Below are 14,981 nucleotides of genomic sequence, written 5' to 3'. Positions count from 1 at the left end.
CCGCCCGATCCCCTACGGTCGAGCCCATGACGGGTCGAGACGAGGCGCAGCGCGTCGACCTGGGCACGCCCACGGACGACCCCGGCCAGGGCCACCGCGTCCTGGCCACCGCGGACAGCGAGGCCTTCACCTCGGTGCGCCGCCGCGCGACCACGCGCGAGGAGCGCTACGCGATGGGCAAGGCGCTGCGTCACGACGTGCCGCGTCGCAGCCTGGGCGACTGGCACCCGTCGCCCGGCCGGGCCGACCCGGTGGCGCTGCTCGAGGAGTCGCACCGGGGCCGCGTCCCCGAGCTCGTGCCGGTCCGGGTCGCGCGGATGGTGGCGTCCCCGTACGGGTTCCTGCGCGGGAGCGCCGTGGTGATGGCCGCCGACGTGGCCGCCCTGCCCGCGACCGGGATCATGCCGGTGGCCTGCGGCGACTCGCACCTCGGGAACTTCGGCTTCTACGCCTCGCCCGAGGGCGAGCTGGTCATCGACCTGAACGACTTCGACGAGGCGCACCCAGGCTGCTGGGAGTGGGACCTGCGGCGCCTGGTGGCGAGCATCTGGGTCGCCGGCCGCGAGAACGGCCGCACCGAGGAGCAGTGCCACGACGCGGTGCTGGCCTGCGTGGGCGCCTACCGCGACGAGGTGCGGCTGCTCGCCGACATGCCGCTGCTGGCCCGCAGCTACAACCGCCTCGACGTCGGCCGCCTGCACGAGACCGCCACGGAGAAGTCGCTCCGCGACGAGATCGAACGGTCCGTGCGCCGCGCCCGCCAGCGCACCTCCGACCGCGCCCTGCCCCGCTTCACCACGGTCGAGAAGGGGGAGAAGGGCGACAAGGGGGACAAGAGCGACCTCGACCGTCCGGGCCAGCGCCGCATCGTGCAGGAACCGCCGCTCATCACCCGCCTGCCCACGGCCGAGCGCGAGGCGGTCGCCGTGGCCCTCGACGCGTACCTGCAGACGCTGGCGCCGCACTGGCGACGCGCGGTGGGCGGCTACACGCTGGTCGACGTCGCGCACAAGGTCGTCGGGGTCGGCAGCGTCGGGCTGCGGGCGTACGTCGCCCTGCTCGAGGGCAGCGCGCCCGACGACGTCCTGTTCCTGCAGCTCAAGCAGGCCCGGCGTTCGGTGCTCGCCCCCTTCGTCCACGGCGGCTCCGCCTGGCACGCGCACCAGGGCCAGCGGGTCGTGGAGTACCAGCAGGCCCTGCAGACCGTGAGCGACCCGCTGCTGGGCTGGACGACCGTGGACCTGCCGGGCGAGGGGCCGCTGGACTTCTACGTGCGGCAGTTCCGGAACTCCAAGGGGACGATCCCCCTCGACGCGATCGACGCGGCGGCGCTCACCGACTACGCCGGGATCGTCGGGCACCTGCTGGCCAAGGGCCACGCGCGCACGAGCGGCGCGTCGATGATCGCGGGCTACGCCGGCAAGGGCGACAAGCTGGGCGAGTCCTTCGGCCGCTTCGCCCGCGCGTACGCCGACCAGACCGAGGCCGACCACGCGCTGCTCGTGGCGGCCGTCCGGTCCGGTCGGATGCCGGCCTCCGAGGGGGCGCTCGACAAGGTCGGGTCGGCCTTCCGGCCCTGAGACGCAGCAGGGGTGGGACGGCCGGTCGGCCGCCCCACCCCTGTCCCTCAGCGTGCGGTCAGCGCACCGTCAGCCCGGTCACGGCGACGTTGCTGGCCAGCACCGGGTCCGGGGTCCGCAGCGAGGCGGAGGCACCGGCGACCTTCCAGCTGCCCTTGGCGGTGGCCTTGACGGTCACGGTGTAGGTCGTCGAGCTGCCCGAGGCCAGCGACGCGAAGGTCGGCCAGACCACGAGGTCGCCCACCTGCTTGCCGCCCCCCGTCGAGGTCACGGTGACCCCGCAAGGGAGCGCCACCGACGACAGCACGTCGACCGCGGCGTCCGGACCCTGGTTCTTCACGGTCAGGACGTACGTCCCCGTCTGCCCCTTGGCGAGCGAGGCCGGCCCGGCGAGCGTGACCTTGAGGTCGGCCCGCTTGGCCGGGGCCGCCGTGTTGGTGAGCGTGAACGAGGCCGAGGGGGCGCCCGCGACCGTCGCGGAACCCTTCCAGGTGCCCGTGCTGCCGGTCGCGGTGACGGTGACGGCGGCGACGCCGGTGTCGTCGGTGGTGACCGAGCCGCTCACGAACGTGCCGGTCGCGCCGGACGCCGGGGCCGTGAAGGCGACCGGGACCGAGGCGACCGGGTTGCCGCCGGCGTCGGTGACCTTCACCCGGACGGGCTGCGCGAAGGCGGTGCCGACCGGGGCGGACTGACCGCTGCCGGAGACGACGGTCACCGAGGCGGGAGCCCCGGCGACCACGGTGTACGGGCAGGCCGTCGTCGTTGTGTTCCCGGCGACGTCGCTCCCCGTGACGGCTACGGTCTTCGTTCCGACCAAGGTGGTGTCGGCGGCGGCGGACACCGTCACGGCGGTCGGACCGGACCCCGTGTCGGCGACCACGGCGAAGACCTGCGCGGCGTCCCCGTACGCGAACGTCGGGCCGGGAGCCGCGACGTCGCAGGTGACGCTCGGACCGGTCGTGTCCGGCGCCGTGGCGCTGAACGTGTAGCGGTCGCCGTTGAAGGTGATGGCGTTCAGCACGCCGTCGCCCTTGACCCCCGAGCCGAGCGAGAAGCCGAAGGCCTGCACCTGGGCCTGCGGGAAGCTCGTCCGCCAGCCGTTGAGCGTCCCGTGGTTCGGGCTGCCGGAGCCGGCGTCGTGGGACGGAGCGCCGTCCTTGACGAACTGCGCCGACTTGTCGGATGCCCACCAGTCGTTCCCGTAGAGGGTCTCGCCGACGAGGATGCCGTCGGCGGACCCGTTGCCGTCCCAGTCCATGACGAGCTGGAAGCCCGGCACGCCGCCACCGCTGTTCGCGTAGTCCAGGGAAGGCTCGTCCACCCCGGCGAGCGGGACCCCCGCCGCCACGTACTCCGCCACCTTGTCCGTGCTCGTGGCTCCCTGCGTGTAGATGTGCAGGCCGCTCCCCACGACCTCGTAGTGGCCCGTCGCACGTGTGTCGCTCAACGCCGGGACGAAGTCCCTCGTCGGGACGATCGTCTGCTCCGCCGCGTGTGCCGCCCCCGGCACCGCCGCCCACACCAGTCCTGCCGCGACGGCCGCGACCGTCGCCCCCCAAGCCCTGCTCATGCCGACCCCCATGTCTGCCGCCCTGCACGCCGCGGCACGAGGGTGCCGGACGGGGGCGGGGCGTTGCATAGTGAAGCGTCTCAGTCCACGTTCAGCAAGGGTTCAGACCCAAAAACTTCTCAGGTCGTCCGCACGGGGGACACGCCCCGGAGACCCGGGCGTCGAACTGATACTGGGGCCATGACCGACGACCGTTCCGCGTACGGCCCGCTGCGGGTCGACGACGCGCTGGTGATCGGTCCGGAGGAGCTCGGGTGGCGCTTCTCCCGCTCGTCCGGGCCCGGCGGGCAGGGCGTCAACACCGCGGACAGCCGCGTCGAGCTGACCTGGGACCCGGACGCCTCGACCGCCGTCGCCGCCCTGCCCGAACCCCTCCGCGACCGCCTCCGCCAGCGCCTCGCACCCGTCCTCGTGAACGGCGCGGTCGTCGTCGTCGCCTCCGAGCACCGGGCGCAGCTGCGGAACCGGGAGGAGGCCCGGACGCGGCTCGCCGCCCAGCTCCGCGCCGCGCTCGCCCCGCCGCCCCGACCTCGCCGGCCGACCCGGCGCACCCGCGGCTCCGTCGAACGCCGGCTGGGGGCCAAGGCCGTCCGGGCGCAGGTCAAGGCGCAGCGGCGCCGACCCGTCGAGTAGGGCCGGGCGCGACCGAGGTCCGAGGTCCGTCTGCTCGATCCCGGCCCGGCGCCGCCCCGTCGGGAAGCGCGCGAGCGCCCCGCGGGGCCGACCGTAGGATGAGTGGTCGCTCCTCGGAGCGACCCTGACTCCCCACCGAAAGGCTCGACCTCCCGTGATGCGCACCCACGGTGCCGGCACGCTCCGCGCAGCGGACGCCGGCACGACCGTGACCCTGGCGGGCTGGGTGGCCCGCCGCCGCGACCACGGCGGGGTCGCCTTCCTCGACCTGCGCGACTCCACCGGCATCGCCCAGGTGGTCGTCCGCGACGAGCTGCTCGCCTCCTCCGACGCCCACGACCTGCGCAACGAGTACTGCGTGACCGTGCGCGGCGAGGTCTCGCCGCGTCCGGCGGGCAACGCCAACCCCGACCTGCCGAGCGGGGAGATCGAGGTCGTCGCGACCGGGCTGGAGGTGCTGAGCACCGCCGCGCCGCTGCCCTTCCCGATCGACGACCGGGTGAACGTCGGCGAGGAGACCCGCCTCCGCTACCGCTACCTGGACCTGCGCCGCTCCGGCCCGGGCGCGGCCCTGCGGCTGCGCAGCCAGGTCAACCGCGTGGCGCGCGAGACCCTGCTCGACCGCGACTTCGTCGAGATCGAGACCCCGACCCTCACCCGGTCCACGCCGGAGGGTGCGCGCGACTTCCTCGTGCCCGCGCGGCTGCGACCCGGCTCCTGGTACGCCCTCCCGCAGAGCCCGCAGCTCTTCAAGCAGCTGCTCATGGTCTCGGGCATGGAGCGCTACTTCCAGATCGCCCGCTGCTACCGCGACGAGGACTTCCGCGCCGACCGGCAGCCGGAGTTCACCCAGCTCGACGTCGAGATGAGCTTCGTCGACCAGGACGACATCATCGCGCTGACCGAGGCGCTGATCAGCAACATCTGGGCCCTGATCGGCGTCGAGGTGCCGACGCCCTTCCTCCGGCTCACCTACGCCGAGGCGATGGACCGCTACGGCAGCGACAAGCCCGACCTGCGCTTCGGTGGCGAGCTGGTCGAGCTCACGTCCTACTTCGCGGAGACCCCGTTCCGCGTGTTCCAGGCCGACTACGTCGGCGCGGTCGTCATGCCCGGCGGCGGCAGCCAGCCGCGGCGCACCTTCGACGCCTGGCAGGAGTTCGCCAAGCAGCGCGGGCACCGCGGGCTGGCGTACGTGACCGTGGCCGAGGACGGGACGCTCGGCGGGCCCGTGGCCAAGAACCTGTCCGAGACCGAGCGCGACGGCCTCGTCGCCGCCGTCGGTGCGGCGCCGGGGGACTGCGTCTTCTTCGCGGCCGGCGCGCGCTCCCAGGCGCAGGCCCTGCTCGGCGCGACCCGGCTCGAGATCGCCCGGCGCACGGGTCTGCTCGAGGCCGCCAAGGACGAGTGGGCGTTCTGCTGGGTCGTCGACGCGCCGCTCTTCGAGCCGGCGGACAAGGCCGTCGCCGCCGGGGACGTCGCCGTCGGCACGGGGGCCTGGACCGCGGTCCACCACGCGTTCACGTCGCCGAAGCCCGAGTTCTTCGACACCTTCGACACCGACCCCGGCTCCGCCCTGGCGTACGCCTACGACGTCGTGTGCAACGGCAACGAGATCGGCGGCGGGTCGATCCGTATCCACCGCCGCGACATCCAGGAGCGGGTCTTCTCCGTGATGGGGCTGACCCAGGAGGAGGCCCGGACCAAGTTCGGCTTCCTGCTCGACGCCTTCGACTACGGACCCCCGCCGCACGGCGGCATCGCCTTCGGCTGGGACCGGATCTGCATGCTGCTCAGCGGCGAGGAGTCGATCCGCGAGGTCATCGCCTTCCCGAAGAGCGGCGGCGGGTTCGACCCGCTGACCGAGGCGCCGGCGCCGATCACCCCGGCGCAGCGCCGCGAGGCCGGGGTCGACGCCAAGCCGGTCGTCAAGAGCGAGAAGACCGAGAAGACCGGCACGTCGGACAAGGGCGACGGGCCCGCCGAGCAGCCCGCGGGCTGAGGTGACCCGGGCGGGGCGGGCGTGCACGGCTGCGGCCGCGCCGCTCGTCCTCGCCCTGGTGGTGGCGTGCGCCCCCGGGACGCTCCCTCCGCCACCTCCCGCCCCCGTGCGCGACGCGTGGCCGGGGTGCGTCGCGGCCGGGGCGTTCGTCGGCGACGACTTCTCGGGCCCGCCGGGGGCCGTCGTCGGCTCCGTGCCGGAGGGGTTCGTGGCCCGCAGCGCCGTGCTGTGCTCCCGGGAGGAGCGCCCGGACGCCCAGGACGGTCAGGTCCTGACGGAGCTGGAGCGCACGTCGACCGCGGTCGGACCGCTGCTGACCTACCTCGCGCGGCCGAGCGAGGAGCCCACCGACGACCCGTGCCCGGCGATCGGCATCGGCCGCCCGTGGCTGTTCCTCCTCGACGCGTCCGGGCGCTACCTCGTCCCGGCCATCCCGACCGACGCCTGCGGCCTGCCGCTCGGCTGGAGCGACGAGCGGCAGGCCTGGGAGACGGTCCCGTACGCCGACCGGGTCCTGGGTCCGAGCCGGCACCGCTGACGGACCCGGCCGCACGTGGACGCGAGCAGGGCCCGCGCCGTCCGGCGCGGGCCCTGCTGTCGTGCCGGGTGGGGCTGACCTACTTCTGGCAGGCCTTGTTGCTGATGCCGTCCGCGCTGGAGGACACCCAGGTGTCGCAGCCGACGACGTTGCCGATGTTCACGTAGGCGAGCCGGACGCCGTAGCCCGGGACCCCGCTGGTGAAGTCGTTGGCGAAGATCGTGTTGTTACGACCCCAGACCTCGTACGCCTGCCAGACCTGGACGCCGTCCTGCTTGACGTTCGAGCCCGTGTTGTGGGCCACGACCCAGTTGTTCGTCTGGACGCTGATGAGGGTCTCGCCGATCTTCATCGAGCCGCCGTCGAGCGTGTTGCCCCACACGGTCCCGTCGACCGCGCCCTCCTTGAGGTCGATCGGCTCGGACGAGGTCCGGCTGATGTGGTTCGCGATGACCGCGTTGCGGTTGCTGGCGTCCGGGGCGCAGTCGTTGTACTTGCACCAGTTGCCCTTGGCGGTGCCGACGTAGACGCCCTCGCCGTAGGTCGGGGTCATCAGGCCCGTGTCGCGGATCGTGTTGCCGACCACGACGCTGTCGGTGGTGTTGTTCTTGAGGTGGACGGCCTCCTCGCCGATGTGCTCGACGAGCACGTCGGACACCGCGACGTGGTTGCTGTTCATGACCGAGATGCCCTTCTGGCTGTTGCGCACGGTCATGCCCGAGATGCGGAGGTAGCTGGAGCCGTCGACGCGGAACCCGCCGTTCCCGGTCACGCCCGGCCCGCTCAGCACCGCGTTGCGCGGTCCGCAGATCCAGACCGGGTTGCTCGCCGTGCCGTTGGCCTTGACGGCCATGCCCCACGGGACCGAGTAGGTGCCGGGGTTCATCTTCACGACGCGGCCCGCGGGGGCGTTCGTGATCGCCGACTGCAGCTGCTTCCAGGTGGAGACCGTGGTGGTCGCGCTCGGGCAGGCGTCGATGCGCACGTCGTTGTACGACGTCGCCGCACCGGTGGTGGCCGTGACCGTGGAGGAGTTGCCGGAGACGTTCCCGGCCTTGTCCATGGCCCGGACCCAGTAGACGTACCGGGTGCTGTTCGCGAGGCCGACGTCGGCGAACTTCGTGGTGCCGGCGGGCAGCCAGGCGACCTGCGTCGTGGCGCCGGTGCCCTTCTTGCGGTAGACGCGGTAACCGAGCAGGTCGGACGCGCTCGGGCGGTTCCACGACAGGGTGTAGCCGGTGCGGTTCTTGGCGGCCGCGACGCCCGTCGGGGCGGAGGGCGCGCTGACGTCGAGGACCCGGAAGGCGTCGACGACGAGGTTGGCCCCGTCCGCGGCGCTGTTCTTCTTGCCGGTCCGCACGACCTTCAGGGTGTGCGTCGAGTCGCTCAGGCCCTTGACGGACCAGACGGTCTTCTTGAACTGGGTCTTGCTCTTGTAGAGGTCGACCGTCTTGACGAGCCTGCCGTCGAGGTAGACCTTGGCCAGGCCGTTGTACGGGCCGGGCCGCGAGACCCACGAGACGCCGGTGGCCTTGAAGGTCATCGACGCGAAGCCGTTCTTGCCGACGAGGGTCGAGAAGGTGCCACCGCTCGCGGTGGTCGTCTTCGTGGTGCGCCAGCCGCCGGAGAGCGTGAGCGCGGACGTGCCGTTCTCGTGCACGCCGGGGGTGGCGACGGCGGCCGACGCGGGGGCGACCGGGACCAGCGCGGTGGCGGCCAGGGTGGCCAGGCCGAGGGTCGTCCGGCTCACCCAGCGCAGCGTGCGGGACGCCGGTGGTCGGGTGGTGCTGGTGGGGTTCGGGGCGGTGTGGGGGGTAGACATCGCGATCTCCTGTGGGGGTTGCGCCCCGACCTCGGGAGGTCGAAGCATCGATCGGTCCCGAGTGAGAGAAACGTAAAGAACTTTCTGACGCAACTAGGAGAAATACCGTTGGAACGCTCCCAGCATTACTAAGACCGCCATTTCAGGCCTGAGAGGGCGTTACGGACGTGATCTTCGCGTGATCAACCTCATACGATCACGGGACGATAACGACAGTCGCCAAAGCCGCACCGAACAGTTCCGGAAGGTGTACGAAAGCCGTCCGCACGGTTCGGAACGGTGCCCGCCGCTCCGTACGCTGGCCCCCGTGAGCGAGGACCTCTTCGGTGGCGGACCGGCCGGACCAGCGGGTGACGGCGGGCCCGGCGTGGCCCTGTCGTCGGGCGGCAGCCTCTCCGACGCCGACCGTCCCGGCCTGCCGCTCGCGGTCCGGATGCGGCCCCGGTCGCTCGACGAGATCGTCGGGCAGCCGCACCTGCTCGCGCCGGGCTCCCCGCTGCGGCGCCTGGCCGCGGGCGAGCCGATGTCGGTGTTCCTGTGGGGCCCGCCGGGGACCGGCAAGACCACCATCGCGTCCGTCGTCTCCCGGCAGAGCGGGGCGCGGTTCGTCGAGGTCTCGGCCGTCACGGCCGGCGTCAAGGAGGTGCGCGCCGTCCTCGACCAGGCCCGGCGCGAGCTGGCCCGCGGGCAGCGGACCGTCCTGTTCGTCGACGAGGTCCACCGCTTCAGCAAGACCCAGCAGGACGTGCTGCTCCCCGCCGTCGAGAACCGCCTCGTCACCCTCGTGGCCGCGACCACCGAGAACCCGAGCTTCTCGGTGATCTCACCGCTGCTGTCCCGCTCCCTGCTGCTGACGCTGCGGCCGCTCACCGACGCCGACGTGGCGCTCCTGCTCGACCGGGCGCTCGTCGACGAGCGCGGGCTGGCCGGGGCCTGCACGCTCGACGACGACGCGCGCGACACCCTGCTGCGGCTCGCCGGCGGCGACGCCCGCCGGGCGCTCACCTACCTCGAGGAGTCGGCCGCGGGTGCGCTCGCCCTCGGGCAGACGCGGGTGACGACCGACGTGGTGGAGCGGGCCGTGGACCGGGCCGCCATCCGCTACGACCGCGACGGCGACCAGCACTACGACGTCATCAGCGCCTTCATCAAGTCGGTGCGCGGCTCGGACGTCCAGGCATCGCTGCACTACCTGGCCCGGATGATGGGCGCGGGGGAGGACCCGCGGTTCATCGCCCGGCGCCTGATCATCCTGGCCAGCGAGGACATCGGGCTCGCCGACCCCACGGCCCTCACGACGGCCGTGGCCGCCGCGGAGGCGGTGGCCATGATCGGCATGCCCGAGGGGCGCCTGACTCTCGCCCACGCCACCATCGCGCTGGCCCTCGCGCCCAAGTCCAACGCCGTCACCACCGCGATCGGCGCGGCGTCGGCCGACGTCGCCGCGGGCCGGGTCGGGCTCGTCCCGCCGCACCTGCGCGACGCCCACTACGCCGGGGCCAAGACGTACGGGCACGGCCAGGGCTACCGCTACGCGCACGACGAGCCGCACGGCATCGCGGCGCAGCAGTACCTGCCCGACGAGCTGGTCGGTGCCGCCTACTACGTCCCGACCGACCACGGCAACGAGGCCGCGGTCGCCGCCCGGCTGGCGCGCATCGAGGAGCGGCTCGGCCGGGGGACCTCCCGGTCGTCGAGGTAGGCGACCCAGCCGCCGTACGCGGTGATGTCGCGGACCTCGTGGACCGCGCTGGCCTCGACCAGGAAGCCGGGCAGCGTCCGCCCGTCGTCGAGCTCCACCGCACCGATGGTCATCGGTCCGGGGAGCCCGGCGACGAGCGTCCCGAGCGCCGCGACCGGCAGCCGCCAGTGCTCCCCCCGCACCGGGGCACCGCCGGTCCTGACGCGCAGCAGCCCGGGCTTGGGGGGCACGGTGTCGAGGGCCCACAGGCGGTAGGCCGCCGCGGTCGACACCGGCCCGACGAGCGTCGCTCCGCGCCCGAGCAGCTCGCCGTTCAGCGGCTGGCCGCTGAGGTGAGCACCGACGACGACGAGGTCGGCGTACGGAGCGGCTCCGGGCTCGGGCGGCGGCGGCATCCGGCTCAGGCCTCCGTCGTGGCGAACGCGTCGGTGGCCGGCACGTCGTTCGGGGCCACGTCCGGTTCCGGGAGCCGGCGCTGCAGCTGCCCGATGCCCGCCAGGGTGACGGCGAGCAGGAGGTAGCCGAGGGCGACGCCCGGGGCGGCGCCCCAGCCGACCTGGTCGGCGTGCAGCAGCCCGACCCAGGAGAGGGCCGACCCGACCAGGGCCGCGACGGCCGCCCGGAGCAGCTGCTTCTCGAGGACGAAGACCACGATCGTGCCGAAGACGATGCCGGCGAGCGTCGCGCCCTGACCCAGGACGTGCAGGCCGTGGTAGACCAGCCCCGCGTTGCCCAGAGCCTCGTCGCCCACCTGCGCGGCGGTGGTGCCGGCGGCGGCCAGGGCGTTGTCGATCAGCCCGGCGCCCCAGGAGGCGAGGTTCGGGATGATCGCGGCGATGATCGCCGCGGCGTGCAGCCGTGGCGTCGACCGGAAGGCCTGCGCCCCGATGAGCAGCCCGATGTAGAGCAGGATCGGCACGATGGCGGGCAGCGGGAGCACCGTGGAGAGCAGCCCGAAGAGCCCGAGGAAGCACAGCAGGGCGATGAACGCCCCGCTGGCCAGCGAGTAGCTCGACCGGCCGCCGGCCTCCTTCCAGCCCGGGTGGCCGATGTAGACCGCCGGCGGGAAGGGGGAGCCGAGGGCCGCGCCGACGATCGCGCCGGTGCCGTCCGCGAGCAGCACGCTCCGCAGGTTGTAGCTGTCGCCGGCCGCCGCCGCGCTCTCCACGTTGCTCATCGCCTCGAGGAAGTTGTAGACGCCGAGCGGCACCGCGGTGGCGAGCAGCGGGGCCATGCCCCGCAGGCCGTCGGCGAGCATCCCGAGGTTCAGGCTGGGCACCGCGAACGCCACGTCCTTCGCCGACGCGACCACGTCGGGCACCGACAGGTAGCCACCGACCCAGCCGATCGCCGTACCGACCAGCAGCGCGGCCAGCCCGATCGGCACGCCGCCCGGGAGCTTCAGGTCCGTGAAGAAGCCCACGAGGATGATCCCGAGCACCGGCAGCCCGATCCAGGCCGCCTCCCAGATCTGTCCGGCGGGCCGCATCGAGATGAAGCTCAGCGAGATGCCGGCCAGCGTGCCCAGCAGGGCGGCGCGCGGCGTGATCCGGCGGATGAACGGTCCGACGAAGGCCCCGATCAGCACGATCACACCGATGATGAACGCCCACGCCAGCCCGGCCTCCCAGGCCCGCACCGGGTCGTTCGTCGACAGGTAGATCGGCAGCATGATCACGAACACGACGATGAACATGTGCGGGACGCTCGGCCCGTACGGGAGCGCGGTCACGTCGGTGCGCCGCTCCCGTCGGCCGAGGCGCCGGGCGAGGAACGTGTAGTAGGCGTTCCCCGCGATGAGCGCGATCCCCAGCGCGGGCAGCACGGTTCCGAGCACCCGGTCGGCGGGCAGGTGCACGACGAAGATCAGCAGCGAGGTCAGCGTGAGGACGTTGACGAGGATGTTGAACGCCAGGCCGAAGAAGGCGTTGAGGTCGCCGCGGGTCCACCACGGGACCCGGAAGCGGGCCGTGGTGGCGTCGGCGGTGCCGGGGCGGAGCGCGGTGCTGGTCATGGACGTCCTCCGAGGGCTGGGCTGGTCGGGCAGAGCCGGTGGGGCAGAGCCGGGTCAGGCAGGGGCTGCCGCGGGGTGCGGGAGTGCGGCGAGCAGGCTGGCGGAGTCGGTGACCCAGCCGAAGATGCCGCCCTGGGCGGCGATCATGTCCAGCCCCACGCGCTGGAACTCCGGGAAGTACGACCCGACGCAGTCGCTCAGCACGAGCGCCTCGTAGCCGCGGTCGTTGGCCTCCCGCACGGTGGTGTGCACGCACACCTCGGTGGTCACGCCGGTGACGACGAGCGACTCCACGCCGGCGGCGCGCAGGAGCTCGTCCAGGTCGGTGCCGTAGAAGGCGCCCTTGCCCGGCTTGTCGAGCACGACCTCGCCGGGGACGGGCGCGAGCTCGTCGATGATGTCGTGGCCGTACTCGCCGCGGACGAGGATGCGGCCGTACGGCCCCGGGTCGCCGATCCGCAGCGACGGCTTCCCGCGGCGCAGCTTGGCCGGCGGCAGGTCGGACAGGTCGGGCCGGTGGCCCTCACGGGTGTGGACGACGGTCATCCCCGTCGCCCGGGCGGCCGCGAGCACCCGCTGCAGCGGGGCCACCACCCCGGCGAGCTGGGCGACGTCGTTGCCCAGGGTCTCGCCGAAGCCGCCGGGCAGCAGGAAGTCGCGCTGCATGTCGATGATCACCAGGGCGACGCGCCCGGGCGCGAAACCGAAGGGTCCCGGCCGCGCGGGCACGCTCACCCGCTCCTGCTCGTCGGTCTGCGCCCGCTCGCTCGTCTGCGCCCGCTCGGTCGTCTCGGTCATCGGCTCTCCTCGATCGGGGCGGACGTGGGCAGGTGGGCGGCCAGCCGGGTGGCGACGGCCAGCACGGCGTCGTCGGACAGGGCCGGGCCGAGGACCATCAGGCTCGCCGGGCGGCCGTCGGCGGTCGTGCCGGCGGGGACGGCCGCGGCGCACAGGTCGAGCAGGTTGCCGAAGTGCGTGTAGTGCCCGAGGACCGTGTTGGTGCCGACCGGGTCGGCCAGGACCTCCGGCACCGTGAACGTCGTCCCGATCGTCGGCAGGACGAGGACGTCCATCGACGCGAAGAGCCGGCCGACCTCGGCCTTCAGCTCGGCGAGCCGGTACTGCGCGCGGAACACGTCCGTCGCGGCGAAGCGGGCCCCGCCGCGGATGATGTCGCCGACCACGGGGACCACGTCGTCGTGCGCGACCGACAGGAAGTCCCCGAACTCGACCAGCCGCTCCGCGACCCAGGGACCGGAGTAGAGAAGCTCGCCCGCGGCGAGGAAGGGGGCGAGCGAGGTCGCCGTCGTGCGGAAGAGCCCGGCGACCACGGCCCGCGCGCGGGTGTGCGCGTCCGCCGTCGCCTCGTCGCCGAAGAACGTCAGCCCGTCCTCGTCGGGCAGCCCGACGACCAGCGCGTGCTCGTCGACGTCGAGCCGGGCGTACGGGCGGCTCCAGGCGTCGCGCTCGTCGACGCCGACCATCAGGTCGAGCACCGTGCGCAGGTCGGCCGGGTCGGCGACCACGAGGCTCAGGCAGTCCAGCGAGCGGCAGGCGGGCACCAGGCCCACGGTGCTGACCAGCCCGCGCGAGGGCTTGTACCCGAGCACGCCGTTGAGCGCCGCCGGCACCCTGCCCGAGCCCGCCGTGTCAGTGGCGACCGCGAACGGCACCTCGCCCAGCGCGACCGCACGCGCGGAACCCGAGCTGGAACCGCCGGAGACCAGGTCGCCGCCGAAGACGCTGCGCGGGACCGTGTACGGCGTCCGGGTGCCGTTGAGGCCGGTCGCGAACTGGTCCAGGTTCGTCTTGCCGAGGCAGATCGCGCCGGCGTCGAGCAGGCGCTGGACCGCCGGCGCGGTCTCCCGGGGCTCGTAGGCGTACGAGGGGCAGGCCAGCGTGGTGGGCCAGCCGACGACGTCGATGCTGTCCTTCACCCCGAAGGGGACCCCGTAGAGCGGCAGGTCCGCCGCGCCCGGGGTCGCCTCGAGCTCCGCCGCGCGGGCCAGCGCGGCCTCGGCGTCGACGCTGATCCAGGTCCCGTCGTCGCCGTGCGCCGCGACGAGGTCGAGGACCCGCCGGACGTGCGCGCCCGGCGTCAGCGAACCGTTCCGGTACGCCGCCAGCAGCTCGTGGACCGCCGGTCCGGGCGTCGGACCGGCCGTCGCGGGAGGCGCCTCCGCCACTCGTGTGCTCACGCCGTCTATTGTCGACAATCCTGGGTTACGACCATCAGGACCGTCGCGTTACGGGCCGGTAAGCAAGTCCGCACGCGGCGGGCGCGCCCCTACAGGAAGCGTGTGCTCCCGTGGTGGACGAGCTGGTGCACGATCGCGTCCACGTCGTTGCCCCGGATGGCGTCGACCAGCGCCTGGTGGCGGCCCAGCCCGGCCTCGGGCCCGATCGCGTGGGCCTCGCGCCGCAGGTTCGAGGCCATCGGCCGTTGCAGCTTGAGCAGGACGGGCTCGAGGGCGAGGTCGAGCTGGCGGTTGCCGGCGAGCGCGACCACCTCGGCGTGGAAGGCCCGGTGGGCGTCGTCCTTGGCCAGCTCGTCGCCGTCCCGCTCCGCGCGGCGCATCGCGTCGAGCTGGCCCTGCAGGGGGGCGAGCCGGGCGTCGTCGGCAGCCACCGCGAGCGGAAACGTCGTGCGCACCGCGTGCAGCTCCAGCGCCAGCCGGATGCCGAACAGCTGCTCGACGTCGGTCTCGGTCAGCTCGGTGACCCGGGCGCCGCGGCGCGGGACGTGCTCGACGAGACCCTGCTGCGCGAGCACCCGGAGCGCCTCCCGCAGCGGCGGCCGGCTGATCGAGAAGCGCGCGACGATCTGCTCCTCGACGAGCCGCTGACCCGGCACCAGGGCGCCCGACAGGATCTCCTCGCGGAGCTGGCGGGTCGCGACCTCGACCAGGCTGGGCGCGTAGAGCCCCACGGCGGTGTCGACCACTCACGTCCTCTCGCCCGTCGGTCGCCCCAGTGAACCATCCGCCGGTGCGGCCGCGGTGGACCGCGAACCATCTGGAGCGGCTCCGCGGCCCGGCGTCCCCGTTGCCACCCGGGGCCGGACGCCGCTGGCCTGCCGACCACACCAGCTCGGGCCGTGCCCGCCGCCTCGACCGC

12 protein-coding genes are annotated in these 14,981 nt (G+C 73.5%); 5 read left to right on the top strand and 7 right to left on the bottom strand.

Going from position 1 to position 14,981, the window contains the following annotated elements; translation table 11 throughout:
• The first annotated feature begins 26 nt into the window (after window positions 1-26).
• Window positions 27-1,580: a DUF2252 family protein gene (locus tag ABD665_RS03155; RefSeq protein WP_204912266.1), complete on the top strand. Its 1,554-nt coding sequence runs from the start codon at window positions 27-29 to the stop codon at window positions 1,578-1,580.
• A 58-nt stretch (window positions 1,581-1,638) separates the two neighbouring features.
• Here ABD665_RS03155 and ABD665_RS03150 read toward each other — a convergent pair whose 3' ends face one another.
• Entirely contained in the window at window positions 1,639-3,153 is a 1,515-nt protein-coding gene (locus tag ABD665_RS03150; protein WP_204912267.1) for a DUF11 domain-containing protein, read from the bottom strand.
• Window positions 3,154-3,333: 180 nt separating this feature from the next.
• Between ABD665_RS03150 and arfB the strand changes: the two genes are divergently transcribed.
• The 3 genes from arfB to ABD665_RS03135 all read left to right on the top strand — a co-directional run bounded on the left by arfB (window position 3,334) and on the right by ABD665_RS03135 (window position 6,326).
• On the top strand, window positions 3,334-3,786 hold the full coding sequence (arfB, locus tag ABD665_RS03145) for an alternative ribosome rescue aminoacyl-tRNA hydrolase ArfB (RefSeq protein WP_204912268.1): 453 nt from the start codon (window positions 3,334-3,336) through the stop codon (window positions 3,784-3,786).
• 154 nt (window positions 3,787-3,940) lie between these two features.
• Window positions 3,941-5,788 carry an aspartate--tRNA ligase gene (gene aspS, locus ABD665_RS03140; RefSeq protein ID WP_204912269.1) on the top strand — a complete coding sequence of 616 codons (1,848 nt, stop codon included), beginning with the start codon at window positions 3,941-3,943 and terminating at the stop codon, window positions 5,786-5,788.
• Between the two features lie 106 nt (window positions 5,789-5,894).
• Window positions 5,895-6,326, top strand: a complete 432-nt coding sequence (locus ABD665_RS03135; RefSeq protein ID WP_204912270.1) for a hypothetical protein — start codon at window positions 5,895-5,897, stop codon at window positions 6,324-6,326.
• A 79-nt stretch (window positions 6,327-6,405) separates the two neighbouring features.
• Here ABD665_RS03135 and ABD665_RS03130 read toward each other — a convergent pair whose 3' ends face one another.
• Window positions 6,406-8,148: a NosD domain-containing protein gene (locus ABD665_RS03130; RefSeq protein ID WP_204912271.1), complete on the bottom strand. Its 1,743-nt coding sequence runs from the start codon at window positions 8,146-8,148 to the stop codon at window positions 6,406-6,408.
• A gap of 307 nt (window positions 8,149-8,455) precedes the next feature.
• On the opposite strand from ABD665_RS03130, the gene ABD665_RS03125 reads away from it, so the two are divergent.
• A complete protein-coding gene (locus ABD665_RS03125) occupies window positions 8,456-9,850 on the top strand; it encodes a replication-associated recombination protein A (protein WP_425562101.1) in 1,395 nt (464 codons plus the stop codon).
• Here the strand turns inward: ABD665_RS03125 and ABD665_RS03120 are convergent.
• The 5 genes from ABD665_RS03120 to ABD665_RS03100 form a co-directional block, all read right to left on the bottom strand.
• Window positions 9,751-10,245, bottom strand: a complete 495-nt coding sequence (locus ABD665_RS03120; protein ID WP_204912272.1) for an allophanate hydrolase-related protein — start codon at window positions 10,243-10,245, stop codon at window positions 9,751-9,753. The two genes, ABD665_RS03125 and ABD665_RS03120, sit on opposite strands and share 100 nt — an antisense overlap.
• Before the next feature lie 5 nt (window positions 10,246-10,250).
• Window positions 10,251-11,864 (bottom strand): regulator, encoded by a 1,614-nt coding sequence (locus ABD665_RS03115; protein WP_204912273.1) that lies wholly within the window; start codon window positions 11,862-11,864, stop codon window positions 10,251-10,253.
• Window positions 11,865-11,918: 54 nt separating this feature from the next.
• Window positions 11,919-12,662 (bottom strand): isochorismatase family protein, encoded by a 744-nt coding sequence (locus ABD665_RS03110; RefSeq protein ID WP_204912274.1) that lies wholly within the window; start codon window positions 12,660-12,662, stop codon window positions 11,919-11,921.
• A complete protein-coding gene (locus tag ABD665_RS03105; protein ID WP_344741017.1) occupies window positions 12,659-14,062 on the bottom strand; it encodes an allophanate hydrolase in 1,404 nt (467 codons plus the stop codon). The genes ABD665_RS03110 and ABD665_RS03105 overlap by 4 nt, the downstream gene beginning before the upstream one ends.
• 89 nt (window positions 14,063-14,151) lie before the next feature.
• Window positions 14,152-14,808: an FCD domain-containing protein gene (locus ABD665_RS03100; RefSeq protein WP_204912275.1), complete on the bottom strand. Its 657-nt coding sequence runs from the start codon at window positions 14,806-14,808 to the stop codon at window positions 14,152-14,154.
• Window positions 14,809-14,981 lie beyond the last annotated feature (173 nt).

This window comes from Microlunatus spumicola (assembly GCF_039536445.1).
GTDB lineage: Bacteria > Actinomycetota > Actinomycetes > Propionibacteriales > Propionibacteriaceae > Microlunatus > Microlunatus spumicola.
This window is presented reverse-complemented; position numbering and strand designations above follow the sequence as displayed.